Annotated in this window: 21 protein-coding genes; 11 read left to right on the top strand and 10 right to left on the bottom strand. The window is 47.4% G+C overall.

What is annotated here, in order from left to right:
- The first annotated feature begins 71 nt into the window (after positions 1-71).
- Together iolG and AC3CIC_RS09870 are read left to right on the top strand one after the other, a co-directional pair.
- Entirely contained in the window at positions 72-1,061 is a 990-nt protein-coding gene (gene iolG, locus AC3CIC_RS09875; RefSeq protein WP_488514492.1) for an inositol 2-dehydrogenase, read from the top strand.
- A 290-nt stretch (positions 1,062-1,351) separates the two neighbouring features.
- Complete coding sequence (locus AC3CIC_RS09870) at positions 1,352-1,918, top strand: DNA-3-methyladenine glycosylase I (protein WP_488514491.1); 567 nt, start codon at positions 1,352-1,354, stop codon at positions 1,916-1,918.
- A 119-nt stretch (positions 1,919-2,037) separates the two neighbouring features.
- Here the strand turns inward: AC3CIC_RS09870 and AC3CIC_RS09865 are convergent, their stop codons facing one another.
- The gene (locus AC3CIC_RS09865; RefSeq protein WP_488514490.1) at positions 2,038-2,949 is read right to left on the bottom strand and encodes a DMT family transporter; all 912 of its coding nucleotides are present in this window, start codon (positions 2,947-2,949) and stop codon (positions 2,038-2,040) included.
- A 229-nt stretch (positions 2,950-3,178) separates the two neighbouring features.
- The gene (locus AC3CIC_RS09860; protein WP_488514489.1) at positions 3,179-4,057 is read right to left on the bottom strand and encodes a patatin-like phospholipase family protein; all 879 of its coding nucleotides are present in this window, start codon (positions 4,055-4,057) and stop codon (positions 3,179-3,181) included.
- Positions 4,058-4,509: 452 nt separating this feature from the next.
- Here AC3CIC_RS09860 and AC3CIC_RS09855 point away from each other — a divergent pair, with 452 nt between their 5' ends.
- Positions 4,510-6,567 (top strand): hypothetical protein, encoded by a 2,058-nt coding sequence (locus tag AC3CIC_RS09855; RefSeq protein ID WP_488514488.1) that lies wholly within the window; start codon positions 4,510-4,512, stop codon positions 6,565-6,567.
- Entirely contained in the window at positions 6,476-7,078 is a 603-nt protein-coding gene (locus tag AC3CIC_RS09850) for a hypothetical protein (RefSeq protein ID WP_488514487.1), read from the top strand. Before AC3CIC_RS09855 ends, AC3CIC_RS09850 begins: the two co-directional genes overlap by 92 nt.
- Before the next feature lie 125 nt (positions 7,079-7,203).
- Here AC3CIC_RS09850 and AC3CIC_RS09845 read toward each other — a convergent pair whose 3' ends face one another.
- The 3 genes from AC3CIC_RS09845 to AC3CIC_RS09835 form a co-directional block, all read right to left on the bottom strand.
- Entirely contained in the window at positions 7,204-7,680 is a 477-nt protein-coding gene (locus AC3CIC_RS09845) for a DM13 domain-containing protein (protein WP_488514486.1), read from the bottom strand.
- 201 nt (positions 7,681-7,881) lie between these two features.
- Positions 7,882-8,916: an NADP-dependent oxidoreductase gene (locus AC3CIC_RS09840; RefSeq protein ID WP_488514485.1), complete on the bottom strand. Its 1,035-nt coding sequence runs from the start codon at positions 8,914-8,916 to the stop codon at positions 7,882-7,884.
- Between the two features lie 140 nt (positions 8,917-9,056).
- Positions 9,057-9,653, bottom strand: coding sequence for a TetR/AcrR family transcriptional regulator (locus tag AC3CIC_RS09835; protein WP_488514484.1), 597 nt, complete (start codon positions 9,651-9,653; stop codon positions 9,057-9,059).
- A 208-nt stretch (positions 9,654-9,861) separates the two neighbouring features.
- Here AC3CIC_RS09835 and AC3CIC_RS09830 point away from each other — a divergent pair, with 208 nt between their 5' ends.
- Genes AC3CIC_RS09830 through AC3CIC_RS09820 form a run of 3 tightly spaced genes read left to right on the top strand, consistent with a single transcriptional unit; the run spans position 9,862 to position 14,238 of the window.
- Entirely contained in the window at positions 9,862-11,799 is a 1,938-nt protein-coding gene (locus AC3CIC_RS09830) for a bifunctional 5-dehydro-2-deoxygluconokinase/5-dehydro-2-deoxyphosphogluconate aldolase (RefSeq protein WP_488514483.1), read from the top strand.
- Between the two features lie 13 nt (positions 11,800-11,812).
- Positions 11,813-12,703, top strand: coding sequence for a myo-inosose-2 dehydratase (gene iolE, locus AC3CIC_RS09825; protein WP_394210016.1), 891 nt, complete (start codon positions 11,813-11,815; stop codon positions 12,701-12,703).
- Positions 12,704-12,726: 23 nt separating this feature from the next.
- Positions 12,727-14,238: a CoA-acylating methylmalonate-semialdehyde dehydrogenase gene (locus tag AC3CIC_RS09820; RefSeq protein ID WP_488514482.1), complete on the top strand. Its 1,512-nt coding sequence runs from the start codon at positions 12,727-12,729 to the stop codon at positions 14,236-14,238.
- Between the two features lie 196 nt (positions 14,239-14,434).
- Here the strand turns inward: AC3CIC_RS09820 and AC3CIC_RS09815 are convergent, their stop codons facing one another.
- The 3 genes from AC3CIC_RS09815 to miaE form a co-directional block, all read right to left on the bottom strand.
- Complete coding sequence (locus AC3CIC_RS09815) at positions 14,435-14,920, bottom strand: acyl-CoA thioesterase (RefSeq protein ID WP_016961371.1); 486 nt, start codon at positions 14,918-14,920, stop codon at positions 14,435-14,437.
- 185 nt (positions 14,921-15,105) lie between these two features.
- Complete coding sequence (locus AC3CIC_RS09810; RefSeq protein WP_488514481.1) at positions 15,106-15,846, bottom strand: sporulation protein; 741 nt, start codon at positions 15,844-15,846, stop codon at positions 15,106-15,108.
- 153 nt (positions 15,847-15,999) lie between these two features.
- Positions 16,000-16,779, bottom strand: coding sequence for a tRNA isopentenyl-2-thiomethyl-A-37 hydroxylase MiaE (gene miaE, locus AC3CIC_RS09805; protein ID WP_488514480.1), 780 nt, complete (start codon positions 16,777-16,779; stop codon positions 16,000-16,002).
- 134 nt (positions 16,780-16,913) lie between these two features.
- Here miaE and AC3CIC_RS09800 point away from each other — a divergent pair, with 134 nt between their 5' ends.
- Entirely contained in the window at positions 16,914-17,231 is a 318-nt protein-coding gene (locus AC3CIC_RS09800; RefSeq protein WP_488514479.1) for a hypothetical protein, read from the top strand.
- A gap of 24 nt (positions 17,232-17,255) precedes the next feature.
- Entirely contained in the window at positions 17,256-17,951 is a 696-nt protein-coding gene (locus AC3CIC_RS09795) for a helix-turn-helix transcriptional regulator (protein WP_488514478.1), read from the top strand.
- Positions 17,952-18,135: 184 nt separating this feature from the next.
- On the opposite strand, the gene AC3CIC_RS09790 is transcribed toward AC3CIC_RS09795, so the two are convergent.
- Positions 18,136-19,692: a SulP family inorganic anion transporter gene (locus AC3CIC_RS09790; protein ID WP_488514477.1), complete on the bottom strand. Its 1,557-nt coding sequence runs from the start codon at positions 19,690-19,692 to the stop codon at positions 18,136-18,138.
- Positions 19,693-20,043: 351 nt separating this feature from the next.
- Positions 20,044-23,103, bottom strand: coding sequence for a ribonuclease E (rne, locus tag AC3CIC_RS09785; RefSeq protein ID WP_488515898.1), 3,060 nt, complete (start codon positions 23,101-23,103; stop codon positions 20,044-20,046).
- 520 nt (positions 23,104-23,623) lie between these two features.
- Here rne and rluC point away from each other — a divergent pair.
- Complete coding sequence (rluC, locus tag AC3CIC_RS09780; RefSeq protein ID WP_016961379.1) at positions 23,624-24,580, top strand: 23S rRNA pseudouridine(955/2504/2580) synthase RluC; 957 nt, start codon at positions 23,624-23,626, stop codon at positions 24,578-24,580.
- Entirely contained in the window at positions 24,570-25,211 is a 642-nt protein-coding gene (locus AC3CIC_RS09775) for an HAD family hydrolase (protein ID WP_016961380.1), read from the top strand. Before rluC ends, AC3CIC_RS09775 begins: the two co-directional genes overlap by 11 nt.
- Positions 25,212-25,286 lie beyond the last annotated feature (75 nt).

Here is a 25,286-nt window from a genome sequence, read left to right as displayed (position 1 = left end):
ACTTTCACAAAGGGGCGCAGAGGTCATTTCACCGCGCCCGCTGTTTAAAAGCCAAAGCAAAAGGAGAGGCTATGTTTAATATTGCGCTGTTTGGTTGCGGACGTATTGGTAAAGTACACGCCGTCAATATTGATGCTCATCCCATGACGCAGATCCGCGCTGTGATTGACCCCTACACCGAAGGGGCGGCGCAATTGGCCGAGAAATATCATGCTGACGTAATGACAACAGAAGAAGCGTTGGCAGACCCTGACATACACGCGGTTTGTATTTGCTCCGCGACGGATACACACGCCAATTTGATTGAACTGGCAGCAGAAGCGGGTAAGGCGATATTTTGTGAAAAGCCGATAGATCTCAGTCTTGATCGGGTTCGAGCCTGTTTGGATACCGTGGCAGAATCCGGTGTGAAATTCCTTGTTGGCTTTAATCGTCGCTACGATCCACAGTTTCGTACGCTAAAAGATTTGTTTGAAAGCGGCGCGATTGGCAAAGCAGAAACCTTGGTGATCACATCACGTGACCCATCACCTCCGCCTGCGGATTATGTGCGCGTATCTGGTGGTATTTTTCGTGATATGTCTATTCATGATTTGGACATGGCACGTTTCATTATGGGCGAAGATCCCGTGTCGGTGTCTGCTCACGGCGCGTGCTTAGTTGACCCTGCGATAGGTGAGGCTGGCGACATCGACAGTGCTGTGATCGTGCTCCACTTCCCGTCTGGCGCAATGGCCAACATCATCAATAGTCGACGTTCAGGTTATGGGTATGATCAACGTATCGAACTCCATGGCAGCAAAGGCATGCTCAAAGCGGGCAATGTACGTGAACATTTGGTTGAACATTGGGGAGAAGACGACTGCAGCAGCGCTAAACCGCAGTATTTCTTCCTTGAGCGCTACAAAGAAGCCTACATTGCGGAGTGGCAACACTTTGTCGATGTACTTGAAGGCAAAACTGAACCGCAATGTACAGGTATTGATGGCGAGCAAGCGCTTGTGCTGGCAGAAGCCTCGTTGGAATCACTAGAAACACATCAGACGGTGAATCTAACGTAAATTCGTTAGTCTTCAATGGATAGAAAGAGGATGCAGTCTTAACATTGCATCCTCTTTTTTGTTGTGGTCAACTTTTAAGCATGGTTATATATACAGTACACCCAAACAACCTCGCCCTTTGGGAGCCTCTCATCTCGTCCACTTTATTGTCGAAAAGCCTTGAAAGGGGAGACCATTCCTTCGGCTTTTCTCCTCAAATTGAACAAGATGAGAGGCTCTGAATCCTGCATCTTGAGGTTGCTTGGGTATATATTTTGGTGTTCATCGCTAATCACTGTTAAGGACAAAACATGGAACGTTGCAGCTGGGCGAATGTCAGCCCGATTGATCAAACCTATCACGATGAAGAGTGGGGCGTGCCAGTTCACGACGACCGTGAACTGTTCGAAATGCTGATATTGGAAGGCGCGCAAGCCGGACTCAGTTGGACCACTATATTGAAAAAGCGCGAAGGCTATCGTGTTGCGTTTGATAACTTTGATATGAAAACTGTGGCCGCTTATGACGAAGCCAAAATAGCGGAGCTACTGTTAAATCCGTCGATTGTTCGTAACAAGCTGAAAGTGAATGGCACCGTGACCAACGCCAACTTGGTGTTGGCTATTCAGAAAGAATACGGCAGCTTCGACAAGTATATTTGGCAATTTGTTGGTGGGAAGCCGATCGTGAATCATCGAGAATCAATGGCTGATGTACCTACTTCGACGCCCGAATCTGATGCCATGAGCAAAGCACTTAAAAAATTAGGCTTTAAATTTATAGGCACTACGATTTGTTATGCCTATATGCAAGCCACAGGCATGGTGAACGATCATACTAAAACCTGCTTTCGTTATGGTGTCGATGTGGGCGAGTAGGGTTAATACTTACTAGAAACTAGAAACTAGAAACTAGAAACTAGAAACTAGAAACTAGAAACTAGAAACTAGAAACTAGAAAAAACGGGCGATGTCACTGCCCGTTTTTTGGTTTTGTATTAATCCTTCTTGTTCATCCTCACCACTGCGTACACGACCAAACACATACCAATGCCGTGAAAAACAGTAAAGGTTTCATCGAGCAGGATAATCGCAAATAACGCTGTAATGGCAGGACCAATGTTACTGGTCAAACTCAGTGTTGACGGGGTTAAACGCGCCATTGCTGCTGCTACAAAATATGACGGAAGTACCGTACAGAAAATGCCCATGGCGACACCTATCAAAACCAGTTCATTCGACATGGCGCCGAAATCTGCGCCTTGAACTTGGTGCTGCATCATGATCACCACGCCCGCGCTTCCCATGCCTAAGCTAGTGAATAGCTGTGCGCCCATTTTACCAATGACTTTCTTGCTCAGTACCAAATAGATGGCAAAGACCAAGGCCGACGCAATCGCCATGATACTGCCCAGCCACACTTGCGAGCCAAAGGACTGGAAATCATGCACCACAATCATGGCCACACCCAAGTAGCCAAACAGGATGCAAATGAACGTCCCTTTCCGCGGCGTTTCTTTCAGGAATATCCAACTGATAGCGACCACGAATGAGGGGAAAAGAAAAATCAGTAACCGCTCAAGCTGGGCAGAGATAAATTCTAAGGCGAGAATATCGAGCAGTGAGGCGAAGTAGTAACCCAATACACCGACCAGGGCAGCTTGCCAGCCATATCGACGTACCTTACTTCGTTGATCGGGATCTCGGCATAGCCAGAGCAGCATGGCAATATAGAGGGGGAGTGACGACGCGGCACGCAAGCTCATGATCGCTGTTGCATCTCCACCTACGGCATAGGCGAGTTTGATCAGTACAGGCTTGATAGAAAATAGCACGGTACCAATCAGGGCATAGATAATCCCTTGGCGATAATTTGAGGAGGGTTGCGCACTGACAGTGGCGTCGTTCATTGTTAACTTCCTTGATGTTGTTTTACTAATCAAGGCTGTGAGAACGAGGTCCGGCTGCGTTGCTCACAGCCGGGAACGAAACACTCTACCGACTGAGGGGCATAAGAAGAAGGAGCCAGAGTGATTGAGCGAACGTGGTCATTGAGAATGAAAATCCTTATTAATGAACAAACAACCTAACGTAGATATTCGCTCGGCGCAACGATTGATTGGTAAGACATGCAGTCAGTTACGTGGCAGCGCCATTCCAGTCAATCTCTTTTAGCATCGTCGATTTTAAAGTATTAAACAGATACGTTTGTGCGGCTTGATGACCCATGTCATAGCCTTGATCCAATTTTGATTTCTTCATGGTGAATCGGCCAACAGGAAAGGTTTCTGGTGGCGCAATCACTCGTACTTTGCAATTGGCAGGTGGCTGACGAATAAATGCCAGTGAGGCATTGTATCGGTCCGCTCGTTGGCGCATGGCGTTGGCGATACTTGGGTGTTTCTTCAGAATATGATCCATTAAACCGGGAAGACGCATTGGGGTCATTTCATAAGATTCTGGCTGAGAAAGTATCACCGTAATATCACGTGCACCGCGACGATAAGCTTCTATCACTGGAATTGAGTCAGCAACACCACCATCGGTGTAACAACCGCCCGAAAAACAGGGAGTCTGGCGATAAGCAATGGGCAGTGCAGAGGTTGCTTCTATCACATTAGACAGGTTGCTTTCATTCACCCAATAGTAGTCGGCAGAAGCGGTTTCAACATTGGTGACGGCGGCTAGCAAAGGGATATTGGTAAACAAGGTATCGGTATCGAGTGGATAACGTTCTAGTGCGGTTTTCCAAAGCCAGTCCACGTCAATTAAATTGCCACCTTTGACGAAACGTGCTGGGTTAAAAAACGTCGTATTGGTTGCCAGTTCAGTGACCACGCGATAACTGCGTTTTGGCTGTTTGGCGAGGTAACCGACGAGGTTTGACGCACCAGCGGATACGCCGATAGCGAAGTCAAAAGGGCAAAATCCCACATCAAGAAATTCGTCCAATACACCGCTGGCAAAAATGCCTCGCATTGCACCACCTTCAACCACCAATGCTCGTTTGTCTGCCATTGACTCTTTTCTCTGTTTTGTTGTTTAAGACGTAAGGATACGTTGGGTAGAAAACAGAGGGAAATTGCTAATAACTATTTTATTAATAGCCAGAGTAGATGAGTTATGGTGAATTCAGTTAGATACGAAACAGCCCCCCTTGTTTCAGAGCCGCATCTCGCTTTGGGTATATAACCCATCACAATCATTATTCATAAGTACCACATGGCCAGAAGTGACCTGCCAAAAATCTAGCCATATTAACCCATTGATGTCACATAAATTATACAATTTGAATCTTTCCTCTCGCGTACAGTGCTAACAAAGACGCACAAAGCTCATGGGCTTATTCGTCTATTATCCGCTGATGAATGGATGACATCAGATACAAATTAAAGGTGCATGCAGGATTGATAAAGGAATGTCTTGGCATCTGTTCGATGAACTACGTGATAGAAGCATGGAGCAGTGTAGTGAGTGACTTTAATACAAGAATGAGCAGCGTTTGGGCCGCACTTGGCGCTTTCTTTCGACAGATAATCGTTTTTTTTGAGCGTATTATTAATGCGATATTTCCGCCTGAAGTTACCCCCGAACCGCCTATTTTAATTCAATTGCCACCGGCATCACCCAGAGATACAACGTTGGATCTTGTGTCTATCGGAGAGTCTTCTGAGCAAGCTCGAGCTCGATGGGTGGCGGATCGTGAATCAGTCAAATTGATTGCGAAGGATAATCAACGCAAACTTGAGCAAGCATTGGGGTTGCGTGACGATCTCGGGAATCTGGTGCCTGATGCGGATTTGTCCTTGGCGTTTAACGTTGTGATGGGCAAAGGTTATTTCCCAATCCTCGGTGATTTGGTGATTCCTGTTGGCGCGGGTTTTTTTCGTGGCCAAGGATCTTATGTTCGACGTAAATCGTTGAGTGCTGAACTTCGAGGCGTGGCGAAACATCCTACTGCCCTTTGTCCCATTGGTGGCACTGATAACAATGGTGTACTGACTCAATGCGGATCGACACTCGTAGCAGATTTTGCTGTAAGTGGCTGTTTGAAAGATCCGGGTGATGGCGGTAATGGCATGATAATCGGTCATACTCCGCCTCAACCTAGCATTGCTGCTTCCTCACGTCCGAATACGACCCAATTTTGGGCGGGACAACCAAATAAACTGCCGCAGAAACGCTTCACTTATCCGCTAGTATGGCCAGATCTTACCTCTTTCAAACTCAATAATGGTGCAGGTGATACTGAAATTATCGTGCCAGCGCGAGGTGCATACACGTCTTCTAAAGAAGTCTTATTGGACGACAAAGTTGATGTGCCGCTTGTGCGTTGGGTACGTGCATTTGCAGCGAATGGTACTGAGATTGCGAGGTACGCAAACGTAGGCTCCAAACTAGGTGGTGGTGCAGTAGGCATCAATGCAGACGATCGCCAAACCACGGGTAATCCGAAAAAAACGGGGGAGACTCGGGTATACAACAAACCCATCGGTAAGAATGATACGACCACCACTGTTGTGGTGCCGGGGGGCTTACCCGCAAAAACAGTGACGGTGGAAGTGTCGTTTTACAATTGGGTGACGCACTATTCCTTAGTGTCTCAAATGACCCCCTATCTTCCTGAAAATTACTACACCTCTGCGCGAGCCTCTTATAACGAATTCATGAACATTGTCGTTGAACGCATGCCTTGGAATGGCTTTGTGGGCATTGACGGCGCTTACAACTCGCTCACAAATTTGATGGCGCGGGAAAATGGACTCGATGGTTGGTTCTTTCCTGGTGGCTATGAGGACTACATGCACAATGCGTTTGTGAGTTGTGCAGCAGTGAACAATGGCGGCTGGTCGCTCTATGCATCAGAACCTGTACTTGGAAGCCGAAATGTCAATGATAGCAATGGTTGGCCAAACGCGGCGGGCGTGCTTAAAGTTCATCGCAAAGTAACGTACACGGCATCCTCTAATGATTTTGGTAACTTTGATACTTATGGCAGCCGAGGTGGGGCGATGTATATCGGCTCATCATCGAACTCGATGCAAACGGGGAGTATGGAAGATCATTTTGACGCAAACAATGTCGATCCCTTTGGCAGTTCACCGCTAAAAGAAGAAAGTGATTGGAACCCGATACGCTGGGGGAGTATTGTCGTTTTTGCTGCTGACGCACGTCAGAACGACATTGTGATCACAAGTACACCGACTGATTCACGTCGTGTGACTTACTGTAAAGCAAGATTGGTTAAAGAAACCCCTGATCCTAATTACGCGGACAGCAATCTCTACAGCGCGATCAGTTCAAACCATTACTGTCACCCACGACCTGATTCGTATGGTTCGCTTGTTGAAGTACGCCCGCCTTCCATCGCGCATCTGCACTTAACGCCTTACGATGAAAATGAGCGCTCTGCGGGGGACGTCCAAGGATTACCCGGTGGCGTCGCTGAGCTTCAGAACATGCCTGTTCTCTGGGTTGCGTTCCTACCTGTTTCGCCCTTGGGTGTATGGCATTACACCTATTTCTAAGCAATTGCCTTTTGGTTGGAAAGTCACGTATTCCGCCAAACACAGTAAGTTGCCCGGTGCTGGCAAAGAAGTAAGCCTATCTGCGGATGCGTTGGGCATTGCTGGGCAATACAGAATGAACAATCTGTACTACGGCACGATTGTGCAAAACCTCAAGGGGAGAACGATTCCCGCAGGTGGTATTTACACGATTTCATCAATGGTGAATTTCTTCACCACGCGAGATTTTGATGAGATAGACATGAACATGCTCAGTGTGTCAGTGAATTATCTTTACGATGAAATAGACAAAACGGCGGGGAATCCTGCCATGAAACTACCGACCACTTTGTTGATCATGCCAGCGCGTATCCGTCTTTGGAAAAACGCTGCAGGCGATGCGAAATTCCAAGTGGAGATCCCCATGCTGAATACGAGCGACAAAGATCTGGTGTACCCAGATGGGGAAAACCTGATGCATTACTTCAAGATAAAAATAGAAACGGGAAGTGTCGATACATCGCTTAATTAATGTTTGTTAGCGAATGTGGAGGGTGCTCAGAACGCAGTGCTTACTTGTAGCTGATACGTCGATTTGACAATAAAGGCTAGTTTAAACAGCCGCTGAAAAGCGGCTGTTTTGTGTTCTGCTAATCGTTATTTATACCTTGCTGACGTAATAAACTCACCAAAGCTCTCACACCACACAATCACGGTGTTGTATTGCGAAGGGTCGATATTGGTGGGGACATTGACGAGGAAATTATCGAAGGTTTTCACATCGCCGACTTGTACCATTTGTGGTTTTAGTCGATTGAAATCAGATTCCGTTTCTACAAATTCAGGTGAAAAATAGAGCTTGTAGTCAGGCCCAGGGGCGAGTTCGCCAGCAAAGGACACCATAGTTGGCCCGATGGATACCGTGCCTTCTCCCCAATGGAAAGTGTCACTGTCCTTGAGGTCTTTTCGAAACTCGCCGTTGTAGGTGGAGTTTGCCGCCGTCGCTGAAACGTCATCAATACTTGGGCCGGGTGGGGCGATCAAAATAGGCAAAGCGTAGATACCCACCGCAAAGCCTATAAAAATGGCGAAGGCATGTGAGAACATCAATAAAAGTGTGTGTCGGGTTTTCATTCTGTTTGCTCCTGCTTGCGTATCCATACTAAACAGACTCTAAAGTAACTATAACACGTTGATTTGATGCTATACCTGAGCAACCTCAAGATGCTCTGAATCCTGTATCTTGAGGTTACTCGGGTATGCGATAAAGAAAAAGCCCGCCTGTGAATTCACAGGCGGGCTTTTGCGTTTTGTTCTCAGAAGTTAGATGTTGATTTAGATAGCGTCAGCCACCTTTATCACCAACTTGCCGAAATTCTTGCCTTCAAGCAGTCCCATAAAGGCTTCTGGTGCTTGGTCTAGGCCGTCGATGACTTGTTCTTTGTACTGAATTTTCCCTTCAGCAAGCCACTTGGACATATCAGCCGCGAACTCGTTGTAACGGTGACCGTAATCATCAAAGATGATGAAACCTTGCATCTTAATTCGCTTGATCAGCAGCGTTGCCATCAACATGCCCATACGATCTGGGCCAGCTGGCAATTCGGTCGCGTTGTATTGTGAAATCATGCCGCACACGGGAATACGTGCGCCAGTGTTAAGCAAAGGCATTACAGCATCGAACACTTTACCGCCCACATTTTCGTAGTAAACGTCGATCCCTTTGTCACAAGCTGCTGCTAGTTGCGCAGCAAAGTCATCTGCCTTGTGATCGATACACACATCAAAGCCTAATGTTTCAACCGCATAGCGGCATTTTTCTTCACCACCTGCTATACCAACCACGTTACAGCCTTTCAGTTTACCGATTTGACCAACTGTCGCGCCCACAGGTCCCGTTGCTGCAGCAACAACCAGTGTGTCACCTTCTTTTGGTTGGCCGATATCCAGCAAACCCATGTAAGCAGTGAAGCCAGGCATGCCCATAATGCCCAATGCGAACGAAGGGTGAGACGGCGTTTTACCTAGTTTCAGAAGGTCTTTACCATCAGAAATGGCGAAGCCTTGCCAGCCTGTGTATGCCAGTACCCATTCACCGTTTTCAAATTCTGCATGTTGAGATTCTTCTACCTGACAAACGGTTGCACCAACCATGACATCGTCAAGAGCAACAGGTTCCGCGTAGGATTTGGCGTCGCTCATGCGGCCACGCATGTATGGGTCTAACGAAAGGTAAATGGTACGGAGTAAAACTTCGCCTTTTTGTACCGCGGGAATGTCTGAAGATTCAAGGCGGAAGTTATCGGTAACAGGCGCGCCAACAGGGCGAGAAGCAAGGACGATTCGAGTGTTTTTCATGGATGCTGACATTGTGCTTTCCTTATCATTAGACCAGTCGTCTAGTGGTTGGTTAAAAAAATCCGCCAACAGAGTGTGGCGGTTTTTCCAATCACTGGTTTGTTCGTACCTGAGAGTGCGTCCAAAATTTTCGGGCGTACTCGCGTGACAGATTAAAAAGCTACGTGGCCTTTCAGCACACGCTCAGTGGTATCAAATGCTTGGGTTAAGCATTCAGTATTTTGATTCAATTTGCTCATAAGCCCGGCGCCCACCCATAGGTGGTAAATCTGGTGCGCAGCTCTATGACTATCAAGAACCTTGATTGAGCCGTCTTCCACGCCTTGCTGAATGCAATTCGCAATCATGGAAATAATGCCATTTGCGCCTTTGAGTAGGGAGCAACGCATGGATTCCGATAAATCGGAGACTTCTGCGCTGAGCTTGATCACTAGACAACGCTGATTCGCACACAAGCCATTATTCACTTCAATCCATTTTGCCCAATATGCCATGAGTTTGTCGTAGCCATTCATTGAAGGATCGCTGAACAAAACATCAAGACGAGATTGATAGCCGGAGAAGTAGTCTTCAATCAGTGCTTCACCAAATTGCTCTTTGGATTTGAAGTAGTGATAGAAGGAGCCTTTGGGCACACCGGCCTGACTCAGCAATTGTGAAAGGCCGACGTTCGAGAAGCCTTTTTCAGCAACTAGCTGGTAGCCGACATCAAGGATGTGCTGACGTGTAGAGTGCGTTTCTGTATTCATGGTGCCTACCATACAGAAGACTAGACCAGTCGTCTAGTGCCAAGTTAAGCCAATATTGAATCAAGGCGTTTACATAAATGTCGTTTCAATCAATGAAATGTTTGTTTCACTGGTTGCGTCTTTGTCGGTTCGTAATTACTATTAAATGAAATATTCATTTCATTTCATCAAAAAGCAGTTCAACCATTCAGTCTGACAGGAGCGGGACATGTCAACGCAGGAAAAAACATTGGATGTTATTTGCCTTGGGCGGGTCGCCGTCGATCTCTATGGCGAACAAGTCGGCGCAAGGCTAGAAGATATGCGTACCTTTGCTAAATACCTTGGTGGGTCTTCGGGCAACGTGGCGCATGGCACGGCGCGTCAAGGATTGAAATCCGGCATGTTAGCGCGTGTTGGCGACGAACACATGGGGCGCTTTGTTCGTGAAGAACTCGAACGAGTGGGCGTTGATACCAGCAATATTATTACTGACAAAGAACGCCTGACTGCTTTGGTGCTGCTTGGCATTAAAGATGAAGACACTTTCCCTCTGATCTTCTATCGCGATAACTGCGCCGATCAGGCCATTACGCCTGATGATATCAACGAAGAGTACATTGCCTCGGCGAAATGCTTGGCGATCACAGGTACGCACTTATCGAACCCAAGCTCTCGTGAAGCGGTGATCACCGCGCTCAACTACGCCAGAAAACACGGTGTGCGAACGGCGCTGGACGTGGACTATCGTCCCGTCCTTTGGGGATTGACCTCCTTGGGTGATGGGGAAACGCGCTTTATTGAATCGCAAGCTGTGACGCAACAACTCCAAGATGTACTTGGGCTGTTTGACCTGATTGTCGGCACTGAAGAAGAATTCCATATTGCCGCGGGATCTGTCGATTCAGTGGAAGCCCTGAAAGTTGTGCGCGGTTTTACCGATGCCACTTTGGTATGTAAGCGCGGCCCGCTGGGGTGCAGCGTATTTACTGATGATATCGGTAACCATCTTGATGAAGGCATTACGGTAAAAGGCGTGCGAGTGGAAGTACTGAATGTGCTGGGTGCTGGCGATGCGTTTATGTCTGGCTTGCTGCGCGGATATATCAACGAAGAATCATGGGAGCAATGTTGCCGTTACGCCAATGCGTGTGGCGCGTTGGTTGTGTCTCGTCATGGTTGCTCACCAGCCATGCCGACCAAAGAGGAGCTTGATTATTACTTGCTCCACGAACACAACATTCCACGTCCTGATCGCGATGCCGATTTGAATCACCTCCATCGTGTTACGACACGAGAAAAAGGGTGGCCAGAACTGTGTGTGTTGGCGTTTGACCATCGTGCTCAGTTTGTCGAAATGGCACAACAAGCGGGCATTGATATCGACCACATTTCGTATCTGAAAAGTCTGATTTGGCGCGCGGCACAAGAAGTGGCAGAGAGTGCAAGGCTGGAAGGCAAAGCCGGCATTTTGTGTGATTCAACCTTTGGCATGAACGTGCTGAATGCGGCAACGGGCGCGGGTGATACAGTGAATAAGCGCTACTGGGTGGCGCGACCTATTGAACTGCCAGGCTCACGCCCCCTGCGTCTCGAACATGGCAACATTGGTACGCAACTCGCCAGTTGGCCGAGAGAGCAGGTGGTGAAATGTTTGATGTTCTATCATCCAGACGATCAGCGCGAACTGCAATTGGAGCAAGAGCAAACATTGCTAGAGGTCTATCAAGCATGTTGTGCAACGGGCAATGAACTCTTGGTTGAAGTGATCCTGCCACGCGATGTTGATGTGGTATCTCCAGAAGTATCTGACTCGCTTTATCTTCGCGTCATGACAAGGCTTTATAACCGCGGCATCAAACCTGATTGGTGGAAACTTCCTCCTTTGACAGAAAATGGCTGGCAGCATGTTGATGCGCTGATCCTTGACCGCGATACACATTGCCGAGGTGTTGTTTTATTAGGGCTCGATGCGCCTGCAGATGAACTCAAAGCAGGGTTTTCAGCATCAGCAAAATCACAAACAGTGAAAGGCTTTGCAGTGGGTAGAACTATCTTTGGTGAGCCAAGTCGTCAGTGGATGCGTGGGGAACTGGATAACGAGCGCTTCGTAGATGCGGTTAAGGCTAACTATCTTGAACTCATAGAAACATGGCGTCAGCGTTGATAAGGAGAGCATCATGGCTGTTGAATTAGGGATAAACCCACTGACGTGGACAAATGACGATCTTCCATCGCTGGGCGCTGCAACGCCGCTGGATGTTTGTTTAGCGGAAGGAAAACAGGCGGGGTTTTCAGGTTTTGAACTGGGCAATAAATTCCCGCGTGATGATTTGAAGCTTGGGCCGATTTTAGACAAACACGGACTAAAGCTAGTTTCGGGTTGGTACTCAGGCGAGTTATTGAGCCGTTCAGTGGAACAAGAAATTGAGGCTGCGCAATCGCACCTTAAATTGCTTAAAGCCCTCGGCGCGAAAGTAATGGTGTTTGCTGAAGTCACGGGCTGTATTCATGGCAATCAAGCTGTGCCCGTTGAACGTCGCCCTGCCTTTCCAGAAAAGTGTTGGGATGACTACGGCAAAAAACTCACAGAGTTTGCTAAATACACGCAGTCTCAAGGCGTGCAAGTTGCCTATCATCACCATATGGGTACGGTAATAGAGAGTGAAAGCGACATTGATAGACTCATGGCGGAAACAGGGCCAGAAGTTGGATTATTACTGGATACGGGGCACCTTTATTATGCCGGTGGTAATCCGGTTGCGGTCGCAAAGCGCCATGCCGCCCGCATCAACCACGTTCATTGCAAAGATGTGCGCCAAGCGGTGCTTGATGATGCGAAAAATCGCAGGCTGAGCTTTCTTGATGCGGTATTGAATGGCGTGTTCACTGTACCGGGGGATGGCTGTATTGATTATGCCCCAGTAATGGATGTGTTGAAGCGAAGCGATTACGCAGGATGGCTGGTGGTAGAAGCGGAACAAGACCCGTCTATCGCTGATCCTCTCACTTACGCAACAATGGGATACAACAATCTGGCTGCGTTTGCTCGTCATGCCGGATTGATATAATTGAAAGCATGGAGACCCAAGACATGGAAACCTTACACAACTTTATCAACGGTGAAATCACCGAAAGCACCACTGATCGCTTTGGTGTTGTGTTTAATCCGGCAACCGGCGAACAAACTCGTCAAGTGGTATTGAGCAAAGCACAAGAAGTGGAGCAGGCAATTACTGCGGCACAAGCTGCTTTCCCAAAATGGGCAAAAACGCCGCCGCTTCGTCGTGCGCGTGTTATGTTCAAATTCAAAGCGTTGTTAGAAGCCAATCAAGACAAACTGGCTCGATTGATCAGCAATGAGCACGGTAAAGTCTATTCCGATGCAGTCGGCGAGCTGACGCGTGGCTTAGAAGTGGTGGAATTTGCGTGCGGCATTCCGCATCTGCAAAAAGGCGAAAGCTCGGCCAATGTAGGCTCTGGCGTCGATAGCCACTCCATCATGCAACCTTTGGGTGTGTGTGCAGGTATTACGCCCTTCAATTTCCCCGCAATGGTGCCAATGTGGATGTTTCCCATTGCCCTTGCTACGGGTAACACCTTTATATTAAAACCGTCTGAAAAAGATCCGTCTTTGGCGATTGCGTTGGCGCAATTGCTCAAAGAAGCAGGCTTGCCAGATGGTGTCTTCAATGTGATGAACGGTGACAAAGAAGCTGTGGATGTACTGCTGACAGACCCGCGTGTTCAGGCGGTGAGTTTCGTCGGATCAACACCTATTGCAGAATACATTTACAGCACAGCGTCTGAGCACGGCAAACGCTGCCAAGCACTAGGCGGCGCAAAAAATCACTGTATTCTGATGCCAGATGCGGACATGGAGATGGCGAGTGGTGCAATTTTGGGCGCAGGCTTTGGTGCTGCAGGGGAGCGCTGCATGGCGTTGTCCGTCGTTGTTGCTGTTGGCGATGAAACGGCGGATACGCTAATCGCCTCTTTGTCCGAAAGCATCAGCAAAATGCGCGTGGTCCCCGGCATTATCGATGGTCCAGAAAACGATATGGGCCCAGTGATTTCTGCGCAGCACAAAGAGAAAATCGTCGGCTACATCAACGCGGGTGAAGCACAAGGTGCAAAGCTGGTGGTTGATGGTCGAAACTGTAAAGTCGAAGACCATGATAATGGCTTCTACGTTGGCGCGACCTTGTTTGATGATGTCACACCAGACATGAGCATCTACCAAGAAGAGATTTTCGGCCCCGTGCTATCTGTTGTGCGTGTGCCTGACTATCAAACGGCACTTGAACTCATCAATAGCCATGAATATGGCAATGGTTCCGCTATCTTTACGCGTGACGGCGAAACCGCGCGTCAATTTAGCGAAGATGTGTTGGCGGGTATGGTTGGGGTGAATGTGCCGATTCCAGTTCCAATGGCGTTTCATAGCTTTGGTGGCTGGAAACGTTCAATTTTTGGCCCATTAAATGTGCACGGTAACGACGGCGTGCGTTTCTATACCCGGATGAAAACTGTCACAACACGTTGGCCGACCAGTGTTCGCCTCGAAAAACACAGCAGCCACTTTACGATGCCGACCATGGGGTAATGTGCGTGAACAGTTTGCTGTGAAAACAAAAAGGTCGCAGATGCGGCCTTTATGTTCGTTAACCAGAAAAAGCAGTGACGTTAAAGCGCCGAATGAAGTTAAAGCTGAGGCTGGTTCAAAAGAATGACTACTGAATGGTAATGACAAAAGCAAAAGGACCGCAGATACGGTCTTTTTACTGTGAATAATATTGATGCTATTTATACAGCTTTACATGCGCTTCCATTTCTTCGCCGATTTGTTTACGCATGTTCATTAAGCGAATCGCGGATTGTTCCAATTCTTTGTCTTCGTCTGACTCAGGAATCCATTTTGGAATGGGGGTTGGCTTTCCGTTTTCATCTACCGCAACCATGATCACGATGCAATGGGTAGTGAGACGATTTTTAAGCTCTTTGGGGTCGCTTGCCTGCACATCAATGGCAATGTGCATTGATGAGCTGCCGGTATAAATCACTTTGGCACTGACCTCGACCAAGTTACCAACGTGAATCGGCGCAACGAAACGAATACCGCCCGCATAAGCTGTAATGCAGTACTTACCGCTCCATCCTGCAGCACAGGCATACGCAGCGAGGTCAATCCACTTCATGGCTGCCCCTCCGTGAACTTTCCCACCAAAATTCACATCACTCGGCTCTGCCAGAAAGCGTAATGTTATGTCCCGCTGTTTTGCACTCATCGTTGTTATCCTTACTGCGTGAATTACCTTATTTATAACAAAGACATTAACAAGGTGTTGAGATTTCTGCTGATTAAATCGAGTTTGTTGTTTAAATGCCACTCCCAGTGTTTAAAACGGGGATAAACAACAAAGGTCAGCCTAAGCTGACCTTTGGAATGCTAAATTTGGGCGCTATTGTCAAATCACGCGTGCAGCGTTGGTGCCAATGCTTGCTCCACCTCACCTTCTGACGCTTCACGTGAGAGGGAGAATGAGCGGAACATGTCTCCGCGACCAAATGAGCGGTCGATTTCCGCCAAGCAATGAATCGTATTGCCATCGAGAATGAACGAGAGTTCAATTTCTTTACGGTTAAACATGCCGCTGCTTTTGAATTCCAGTTCTTGATAACAACCTGAGAGTGAAGTGAATCCGTCACCATTAAGTTGGCCTTTCTCCACGTCTGCCTTGACCATGGTGAACCCTTCACGTTCTAGCGTATTGAGGACACGTTGAACCACGGGCAATGGGCGGACTTCAATGAAGTCGCGATCACTTGGGTCAATAGCAAAATCTATGTCTAAGGTGGTTTCAAGCCAAACGTGACATTTATTGGAATGTGCATTGACTGCTGTGATTGGCGTTTCATTATGCAGTTTTAATTCAAATTCCACGTCTTTTTCTTCATCCGGTTGGACCACGAATGAGTCGTTTACTTGCATTGATCCAAGCACAAATGATTCGTAACTCTCCCCTGAATCAGATTCCACTTTCACTTCTGTGCATAGCTTCAACGAGATTGCTTCAATCTGCTGCTCAATGTTCCCACCTTTAATGCGAACGACACCTCTGAGCATTTCTCCCTGATAGAGGGATTCATTTTCTACTAGTGTGTCGACCGTGGTAGCGCCAATGCCTAGAGACGCTTTGAGTTTTTTGAACATGTTTATCCTTGCTCTCGTTCAGACTTAAGATCTCTATTTACACGCCCTGAAGGGTTGGTGCAAGCCGCAACCTTGATACAAATCCATGATTGCTTGAATTCAAAAGAAAAAGCCGTGAAATAAGACAGCTGACAAGGTCTACTGCCAGAAGGATTAAGCAGCCAGAGCAGGAACACCGCTGTGGAAGCGGAATGTATTGTCAGGCGTTTGAATCAACGCGGCTTCCTTCTCGCCAATGATTTTAATGCGATCACTGATGTCGCCACCTGCAATGGCTTCCGCCAGTTTTAAGTAATCTTGATAGTGGCGGGCTTCTGAGCGCAGTAAGGAAATATAGAACTTGCGCAGCTCTTCATCCAAATACGGGGCAACTTTGGCGAAACGTTCACACGAACGCGCTTCGATGTACGCGCCGATGATCAGCTTATCGATCAGCGTAGCGGGTTCATGGGTACGCGCGCTTTTCATCAGCCCGCGAGCATAACCACCGGCTGGCAGTGATGAGTAAGCCATGTCGCGCTTTTCCATAATTTCGACAACTTGTTCAAAATGATGGAATTCTTCTTTGATGAGGCGAACCATTTTATCAATCAGATCTTGGCTATGTGCAAAGCCTGCTTTTGGCGTGAGAGGAGCACTCAAGCCATTTTTTTTGGATTGGGAAATACCGTCTTTTTTGCAGAGATAAACAAAATCCTCATAGGGTTTAGCCCATTCCAGCAGTAGCGCACCGCTTGATTCATCGATGGCGTATTTGCGGATCAGCCACATGGCGGTCTGGCTGGCTTTTAATTCGCAGTTGGCATGATCGCGCAACAAAATAGTTTCATTCTCAGGCTTTATCGCTTCATCAATCCATGCTTGAGGGGTTTCGCAATGCAGAAATCCGCGAATAGGTTCGAGCAATTTTTCTAACTCTTGGCTTAGCGACATCTATATTCTTAGCTTTTATTAGGTGTTTAGACAGCGATTATACAAATCCCTGAGGCAGAGAGAAACACTCCTGACATGTTCTGTCAGTAGCTGGCAGTAAGCTTCTTCTAACCCAAACAGAAGGAGAAAGCACCATGGAAAACGTTGTCGAAACAGTTCGCTTTAAATTGAATGAAGGCACGGATGTGCAAAGCTTCTTGTCTGACGCTGAAGGTACAACAGCTTTTGTTAAGGGAAGTGCTGGCTTTCAATATCGCTCACTAAGCTTGAACGAAGAAACGCAAGAGTGGCTTGATGTAATTTACTGGGACAGTATGGAAAATGCGAAAGCGGCTTCTAATCATTTTATGAGCAATGAGTCGGCACAGAAGATGGTCTCTCATATCGATGAGGCATCGCTTGTTATGGCTACCGATTTTGTCAAAATGAGTATCTGTAGTTCTGCTCTATAACGAAATAACAAACAGGAATAATGAATGAGTAAATCGGAGCGCTTATTTGAATTGCTGACACTGTTACGTTCTAAACGTTACGCGGTGACAGCAAATGCACTGGCTGACGAGCTAGGTGTCAGTGAGCGCACGATTTACCGTGATGTTCAATCTCTGCTTCTTTCGGGTGTGCCCATTGAAGGTGAAGCAGGGGTTGGCTATTTGCTTGGCAAAGGGTCTCATTTGCCGCCGTTGATGTTCACCGAAGAAGAAATGCTAGCACTGGAACTGGGTATGAAGATGGTTGAAGCTTGGTCGGATAAACGCCTTGCCTCGGCGTCGGAATCTGCCTCTCGTAAAATTCACTCTATCTTACCGGAACATTTGAAAGCGCAAATTGAAGCGTTTCCGCTTGCTGTGCCAGCGTTTCATGTTGAAAGTGACCATGCAGCGCGTGGTGACGTATTGCGCGCAGCGGCATCAGAAAAAACCAAAGTGCGCATTGAATATGAAACTGGCGAAAAGGTGACAAGCAAACGGGTTATTCATCCACTTGGACAAGTGTACTGGGGGAAAGTATGGACACTCGTGGCTTGGTGCGAACTGCGCGATGAATACCGAAATTTTCGACTTGATCGAATCAAAGCAGTTTCAGTGTTGGATGAGAACTTTGAAATCTCTCCCGCGAAAAACTTCCAACATTTCATGTCTCTTTGTTGTGAAGCCAAAATTATTGTTTAGTTCCGGTCTTTGATCTGTGGCTATACATATCAAGCATTACATGATGTGATTTCTGTTAGCAGTAACATCCTTATTTTTCAGTGAATTGCAGATGGTAGTCGTGTACTAAACCAATAAAAAAGCGAGCTAAATAGCTCGCTTTTTTTCATTGATCAGACCTCAAACCGATGCGTGATGCTTAGTGTTAGCCCAATAGATCATCTGCAACTTTGTAGTTTGGATCTTCAATATGATTAATTTCAACCAAGCTACCCGCTTTGGTTAGCAATGCCTGACAGTCATGTGATAAATGGCGAAGGTGCAGTGTTTTGCCCGCTTTGTTATAGCGGTCTGCTAACGTGTCGATTGCCTCGATAGCCGAGTGATCAACAACACGTGACTTACCAAAATCAACAATGACGTCATCTGGGTCGTTCTGCGTGTCGAACAACTCAAGGAAATTCGCAACTGAACCAAAGAACAAAGGACCATTTACTTCGTAAATTTTTGAGCCTTGTTCGTTAATATGGCTCGACGCGAAGATGTGTTTAGCATGTTCCCATGCAAACATCAGAGCAGACACTATCACACCCACGATAACGGCGATTGCCAAATCGGTCATGACTGTCACGACAGTCACAAGTACGATCACGAAGAAATCTTTCTTAGGCACACGACGTGCAAGCTTGAACGTTGCCCATTCGAATGTGCCAATCACCACCATGAACATGACACCAACGAGTGCTGCTAGTGGGATCATTTCAATCAGTGACGAGGTGAACAGAATAAAACAGAGCAGGGCAATGGCAGCCATGATACCTGATAAGCGGCCACGACCACCTGAGTTAACGTTAATCATTGATTGCCCAATCATGGCACAGCCACCCATTGCGCCAAACACTGAACAGGTGACGTTAGCGACGCCTTGACCGACACATTCACGGTTTCCGCGACCGCGAGTACCCGTCATTTCATCAATCACAGTTAGCGTCAGCAGTGACTCGATTAGACCAACCGCAGCAAGAATGAGTGCGTAAGGCAGAATGATATAGAGCGTTTCAAGGCTAAACGGAACGGATGGAATGGAGAACGTTGGCAGTGTACCTGCCAATGTTGCATTCTCATCGCCACTCATTGAACGCAGGAAGTCGACAACGTTGCGGGTATCCAAATCAAGCAATACCACCGCGGCGGTAACAGAAACGATAGCCACCAGAGAAGAAGGCACAGAGGTTGTTAGCTTCGGCAGGAAGTGAATGATAGCCATCGTGATAGCGACCAGCCCAAGCATCAAGAACATTTGCTCACCTTGAAGCCAAACAAGGGCACCAGAAGCGTCAGGCGCTTTGAATTGTCCTAGCTGTGCAAGGAAGATGACGATGGCAAGACCGTTTACAAAACCAATCATTACCGGATGCGGTACCATACGGATAAATTTACCCAGCTTGAACACACCTGCGGAAACTTGGATAAGACCGGCGAGCATGACAGCAGCAAAAAGATACTGAACACCATGTTGAGCAACCAGACTGACCATGACGACAGCCATTGCACCGGTTGCGCCAGAGATCATGCCAGGACGACCACCAAGGATGGAAGTCAGCAGACCCATAATAAAGGCAGCGTAGAGACCAACCATGGGATCTACACCAGCGACGAAGGCGAAAGCAACAGCTTCTGGCACCAAAGCCAATGCAACAGTCAGTCCAGACAGTACGTCGTTTTTTACTGAGTGTTGGGGGAATTTAGGAAATTCAAACATCGTGTTGGATTACTTCTTAAATATTGAGTTAAAAGGCTATCGCCAAAAAAATGACTCTGCGAAATCACAGTGTCGCAGAGGTATATCGCCTGCGAATACTACCGAAAAGTGTGATTTTGTTCAATGTTAGTAACGTTATTGTAAACAGTGGTGGTGAAAACTTTGCAGGTTGAACAATAAGTTAGTCATGTCGCAGCGATAGGGTGAATGAAAGCTTCGTTAGGCATCAAAGGAAATGTTGTCATTGAAGCGATATCATACGTCCAGTCTTTACCTTAAGTCGGCTTGATAAAGATAGAAATAAAAAAAGAGCCATGACAAGCATGGCTCTTTTCGTCAAACCTTGTTTATTTAGAAACTCGGTTTGGTGGCAGGTGCTGTTGCGCGACTTGTCGCGGTATCGCTGCCTGCTTGTTTGGTTTGTGCAACATCACTACGGAAGTCAGCAATAGCAACGTTAAGTGCTGCAGTGTTGCTTTCCGGTGCGGGTGCTTTCGCCATTGGCGCAGCAACTTGGCGATAGCGAATCACAGGGGTTTCTGCAGCCTTAGCTGGCTCAACCGCTGGGATTTCACTTGCCTCCATCACTTCTTTAACTTTAGCTTCTGGCTTAGTTACTTCTGTCACTTGTGATTCGGCAGCGTCTACCACAGCGGTTTCTGGCTGTGCTTCTGCAGGCGCGTTGATAGTAACAGGAAGCTCTTCGCTCAGTGTTTCAGTGCCTTCTGATTTGGCTTTTTCTTCCAGCACGCTTGGTGCAGTAGGACGTGGGAATACTTTACCCATTGCCATTTCAGGGAAGGCTACACCGCCCAAAGAAGGTTTTTCAGTAACAACGGCTTGTTCATCTGTTGGTGCTTCAGCAACAACTTCAGCAACGATAGGGGCTTTGATAGCAGCTTTTGACGGCCACACTTTACCCATCGCCATTTCTGGAGAAGCAACGCCTGATTTCAACACCACTTGGTTACGTTTTTCGACAACAGAAACGGAGGTCTCCATCATGTCCAATTGATCAAGAGCTTGTTCAGTCGAAGACGTTTCGTTTTCTTCACGATTATTGCGACGACGGCGCTGGCCGCTAGCACGCAAGTGACGCGGAGAACGACGGTTGCGACGCTTCTCATCACGTTGTTCTGTGTTTTCTGCCGCATCTACTGAATGAGTAAACTCAGTGGTTTGTACTTCGGCTTTCGCCTCAGTAGCAACCGCTTGACCCATTTCTAGTAGTGGGCTCGCTGCAATGGCTTCTGCTTCTTGTGCAGAATCAGCGCGGCGCACTTTCTTGTTGAGGGTGCGGCGTTGACGGCGTTGTTTCACTTTTTCCGTCTTTTCCACTTTCTCTTGTTTAGCAACTTCTGGTTTAACAACGTCTTGTTTAACCGCAGGGGCATCTTCTTTTACTGGCTTAGCTACTTTCGCTGGCGGACGTTGTTCGGTTTTTTCAACCTTCTCAACTGGCTTGCGAGTTTGCTTCTTCGCCGGCTTCTCTTGACGCTCGACGTTACGCTCAGTGTTTTCTGGACGCTCTCTATTGTTACGGCGAGGTTTGCGGCCTTCGCTACGTTCATTGTTTCGACCATTCTCATCGCGTTGGACGCCACGTGAACCGCGACGAGTGCGATCTTGTGAACGATTTTGGTCACGACGATTACGATTTTCGCGTACAGGCTCTTGCGGTTTCTCTACTTCTACTTCTTTACCTGCAAACAGGCCAGAGATGAAAGAAACAACGCGTGAAAGCAATCCTGGTGTTGTATCAACAGCCTTAGGTGCAGGCGCCGCTGATTGAGGAGCCGGTGTTGGCGATGCTGGCGCAGCGAAAGTTTGCAATGCAGGTTCTTCACGCTTCTTAACAACACGTTCTGCAGGTGCTTCTTCTTTGCTTTCAGCTTCACGAATGGCATCAAGATGCTGTGGCAGTTCGTATGACAATGTTGTGTTTTCATCACCGCCACGGACACGAACCACTTCAAAGTGCGGCGTTTCCATGTTGGCGTTTGGTACGATCACAACGCGAACATTGTGATACTTCTCTACGTGCTGAACAGAACGACGTTTTTCGTTCAGAAGGTAGGAAGCAACAGGAACAGGAACGATCGCCATGACTTGTGACGTGTTCTCTTTCAGTGCTTCTTCTTCAATCAGGCGCAAGATAGACAATGACAGTGATTCATTATCACGTACTACACCTGTACCCGTACAACGAGGACAGATGTGGTGGCTAGCTTCTGCAAGAGACGGGCTCAAGCGCTGGCGTGACATTTCTAGCAGACCAAAGCGAGAGATACGACCGATTTGAACGCGAGCACGGTCCATACGAACAGCTTCACGCAGACGATTCTCAACTTCACGCTGATTACGTACTGGCGTCATATCGATGAAGTCGATAACAACCAGACCACCTAGATCACGCAGACGTAATTGACGTGCAATTTCATCAGCAGCTTCTAAGTTAGTTTGCAGTGCGGTTTCTTCGATATCAGAACCCTTTGTTGCACGTGCAGAGTTGATGTCGATAGAGGTCAGTGCTTCGGTTGGGTCAATAACAATTGAACCGCCTGATGGCAAACGAACTTCACGTTGGAACGCAGATTCAATCTGGCTCTCAATTTGATAGTGGCTGAATAGCGGAACTTCGCCTTCGTAGTGTTTGACACGTTGAAGGAAATCAGGACGGGTAGCCTGAATGCGCTCACGTGCTTGATTATATACAGCTTCGCTGTCGATCAGCACTTCACCAATGTCACGACGAAGGTAATCACGGAATGCACGAGCGATAACATCACTCTCTTGATAGATCAAGAAAGGGGCCACTTTGGTATCTGCTGCGCCCTGGATACGTTCCCAGTTATTCAGTAGATATTTCAAGTCCCACTCGAGTTCTTCAGCTGATTTACCAACGCCCGCAGTACGAACGATCAAACCCATGCCCTGAGGCAGTGTAAGACCGGACATCGCTTCTTTTAGTTGGCTACGCTCTTCACCTTCGATACGACGAGAAATACCGCCAGCACGAGGGTTGTTAGGCATAAGAACCAGATAGCTACCCGCGAGAGAAATGAAAGTGGTTAGGGCTGCGCCTTTGTTACCACGTTCTTCTTTATCAACCTGAACAATGACTTCTTGGCCTTCTTTCAACACTTCTTTGATGTTGGGACGGCCTTGGTAGCTATAATTGGCAGGGAAATATTCGCGAGCAATTTCTTTAAGAGGAAGGAAGCCGTGACGTTCTGAGCCGTAGTCTACAAATGCTGCTTCAAGACTTGGTTCAATACGGGTAATACGACCTTTATAGATGTTTGCTTTTTTCGATTCATGACCAGAGCTTTCGATATCTAGATCGTATAAGCGCTGACCGTCAACCAATGCGACGCGCAACTCTTCTTTCTGAGTTGCGTTGATCAACATTCTTTTCATATCAATTTTTTCTCGATTATTTGTTGTTATTAGTCGTCGGATACGAGACAAAATACGCAATGCTGCCAGGTCCCAAGTCTGACATTAATGCAACCTCACGGCTGGAAAATCAGGGACGCTCTAGGGCACTACTCATCGACCCACTGATGCGGAAATCAGAAATCACTCCGCCTTATTCAGTCGGCTCTTCGCCACAAATGGCGATAGTCTCTTTGACACTGGTTATTTATCCCGTCGTGCCAACAAACTAACGGGTGCTTTATTCCTCATGTCTTACGCCAATTGCTGCATGATTAGGACGTCTTGAACTCTCAGCGAATCAGATACTACTCAGAGATAGTGCCGTGAATGGTCAAGTGTCTTGGAAAAAACGGTAAAGATTTACTCTATTTGTCGACTTTGTAGTCGTGACGTGCAAAAAAGCTGCAAACTTTCTCGCATTACGGCGCAACTATAGCAGGGACACTTTTTTGCAGCAAACTACTTTGATGCAATGTAGAATCGAAGTCCTATGAATACAGACAAACCCCAAGTGCAATTCATCGACATTTCTGATGACATTGCTGGCCAGCGGATCGATAACTTTCTCCGAAATAGGCTTAAAAACGTACCTAAAAGTATGATTTATCGCATTCTTCGTAAAGGAGAGGTGCGAGTTAACAAAAAACGCATAAAACCGGAGTATAAGCTCCAAGCGGGCGATGTTATCCGTCTTCCACCTATCAAGATCCCAGAGGTGGCGCAGGTTGCGGCTCCCAGCACCAAGCTTGATAGAGTGGCAGAGCTAGAAAAATGTGTGATTTATGAAGACGATCACATGCTTGTTCTCAATAAGCCTTCCGGAACTGCGGTTCATGGCGGCAGTGGGCTCCATTTTGGTGCCATTGAGGCTATGCGCGCACTTCGTCCAGACGCGCGTTTTCTTGAGCTGGTGCATCGTATTGACCGTGATACTTCTGGTATCTTGCTGATTGCAAAAAAACGTTCGGCACTTCGTCATCTTCAGGCGCAGTTTCGTGAAAAAACCGTACAGAAATATTATTTCGCTCTTGGCATGGGTCGCTGGAAGCCGTCGATGAAGAAGGTGACTGCGCCACTGCTTAAAAATGAAGTAAACAGTATTGTTCGTGTTAACCCCAATGGTAAGGCATCTGAAACACGTTTTAAAATACTGGAACAGTTTGATCAGGCGACCTTGCTTCAAGCGAGCCCAATCACAGGTCGTACCCATCAAATTCGAGTTCATGCGCAGTATGCTGGGCATCCGCTTGCTTGGGATGACCGTTATGGTGATCCGCGTTTTGATGCTTACACCAAGAAATTTGGCTTAAACCGTTTGTTCCTGCACGCAGCAAACATCAAGTTCACGCATCCGGGCACGGAAGAGGTGATGGATATCTCTGCGCCGTTGGATAAACAATTAGAGAGAGCCCTAGAAGGCTTAAGGAAATTGCCGCGTGTTAACTAACTACAAGTTAGTGATCTTCGATTGGGATGGCACTGTGATGGATTCTGTTGCCCGCATCGTGTCGAGTTTGAAGGAGGCTGCCCGTTTAACGGGTGGTTTGCCTGAATTGTCGGCTGATGAACTCAAGCAAATGATCGGGTTAAGTTTAGATAAAGGCTATTGCTATCTTTATCCGAATGCACCGCTAGATAAGCTTGATGAGTGGAAAAAACATTACGGCGAGCAGTTTCGTGATTTTAATACGACGCCGCATGCACTTTACGATGGTGTGGTGGATGTTTTAACTGCATTAAAAGAAAAGGGCTATGTGCTCGCGGTTGCTACAGGGAAGTCACGTATTGGCTTAGACCGTGTCATGCTGGAAACGGACACGGGACATTTCTTTGCGGCCACAAGAACGGCGGATCTTACGGCTTCAAAGCCGGATCCTTTGATGATCCTTGAGTTGTTAGACGAGCTAAATGTTCAGCCCCATGAGGCCATCATGGTCGGCGACACGTCTCACGATATGCTGTTGGCACAAAAGGCAGGCGTCGATGCTATTGGCATAACATGGGGAGTACATGATGAAGCTGTACTTTCGGATTACTCACCTGTTGCGATTATTGCGTCACTTGATGCATTGATATAAGCACTCAAGTTAAACAATAGAGAGGGCAATCGCCCTCTTTATTTGGTTTTTCGTGTGATTATTCGTTCTACTGGC

The sequence above is a fragment of the Enterovibrio sp. QJM3NY_24 genome, assembly GCF_057786035.1.
The sequence above is the reverse complement of the archived record's forward strand: the minus strand, read 5'-3'. Positions and strand labels throughout refer to the sequence as shown.